Consider the following 1,600-nt stretch of genomic DNA (forward strand, 5'->3'; position numbering starts at 1 on the left):
CCCGGCTCGTTCGGGCCGCGCAGGGCGCGCCGGACCCGGGCGAGCACCGGGGAGCCTCCGGGGCGGGGGCGCGGGCCCATGACGCGCGGGTCGTCGGTCACGTCGTACCGCTTCACGTACGCCGCGAGGAACGCCTGCAACGTCGCGACGGCCGGGATGGAGATGAGCGCCCCGACCGCGCCGAGCAGCGCCGTCCCCGCGATCACCGAGCCGAAGGCGACGGCGGGATGGATGTCGACCGTGCGGGCCGTGAGCTTCGGCTGGAGCAGGTAGTTCTCGAACTGCTGGTAGACCACGACGAAGACCAGCACCCACACCGCGTACCAGGGGTCCACGGTGAAGGCGATCAGCATGGGCAGGGCCCCGGCCAGATACGTGCCGATGGTCGGGATGAACTGCGAGACGAGCCCGACCCACACGCCGAGCGCGGGCGCGTAGGGGATGCCGAGGGCTTGGAAGAGGATGTAGTGCGCGATGCCGGAGATCAGGGCCATCAGGCCGCGCGAGTAGAGGTAACCGCCGGTCTTGTCGACCGCGATCTCCCAGGCGCGCACGACCTCCGCCTGCTTCGCGGGCGGCAGCACCGAGCACAGCGCGCGGCGCAGGCGCGGGCCGTCGGCCGCGAAGTAGAAGGCGAAGAGCAGCAGGGTCAGGAGCTGGAACAGGCCGCCGAGCACCTGCGCGGAGACGTCGAGGACGCCGGAGGCGCTGTTGCGCACGTAGCGCTGGAGCCAGTCCGAGTGCAGCACGCTGTCCTGCACCTCAAGGCGCGACAGGTCGGTGTGGAACGTCCCGTTGACCCACTTGATGACCGAGTCGAGGTACTTGGGGAAGTCCTCGACCATGTTCTGGATCTGGCCCGCGAGCATCGAGCCGAGCAGCGTCACGAAGCCCGCGGCGAATATGAGGACGCCCAGGAAGACGATGCCCGTCGCCGCGCCGCGCCGCATCCCGCGCGCCGACATCCAGCTCACCGCCGGTTCGATGGCGAGCGCCAGGAAGAAGGCGATCAGGACGTTGATCAGCAGCCCGGTGAGCCGGTGGAAAGCCCACGTGCCGAGCTGGAAACATGCGATCAGGAGCAGCGCGGAGACCATGGCGCGCGGGAGCCAGCGCGGCATCCGCCCGCCCTGTCCACCGGCACCGGAACCGGAAGCGGGCGGCCCTGGAGCGTCCGCGCCCGGCGGAGCTGCGTGTCCGGTGGTCTCATCTGTCACTGCCACGTCAGCCAGTCTCGCCTACACCACGGACATTCGGACAATCGCTTGGTCCACCGGCACTTCCCGGACATGATCATGGCCGGATCGATACGGTCTCGCGCCGCTCATGGACACGGGACGGCCGTGTGGACAGCCCGCGCGGTGGTGGCAGGGGGCGGGGAAGCCGCGGGCGGTACGGGCACGCCGCCGCCGGTGCGGAAGCGCCGCGGGCGCCTCAGCGCTCGCTCTCCGGGACGCCGACCGCCTCGCAGACCGCGCGCCACACGTCCTTCGCCTCCCAGCCCTCGGCGAGCGCCTGCTCGACGGTGCGCCCGCCGAGCTGGGACATGACGTGATCGTGCGCGAAGGACTCCACGTACCCCGCGCCGAAGTGATCTGTC

The 1,600-nt window shown here is 70.8% G+C and carries 2 protein-coding genes; both read right to left on the minus strand.

Features of this window, described 5'->3' with window-relative positions; all coding sequences use genetic code 11:
- Positions 1-1,121: AI-2E family transporter (locus SSBG_RS05980; RefSeq protein WP_078491224.1), on the minus strand; the 1,121-nt coding region annotated here is incomplete at its 3' end.
- Positions 1,122-1,434: 313 nt separating this feature from the next.
- Positions 1,435-1,600 (minus strand): DUF3046 domain-containing protein (locus SSBG_RS36050; protein WP_078491225.1); only part of this gene is annotated, 166 nt, incomplete at its 5' end.

Source organism: Streptomyces sp. SPB074, assembly GCF_000154905.1.
In the GTDB taxonomy this organism is placed as follows: domain Bacteria; phylum Actinomycetota; class Actinomycetes; order Streptomycetales; family Streptomycetaceae; genus Streptomyces.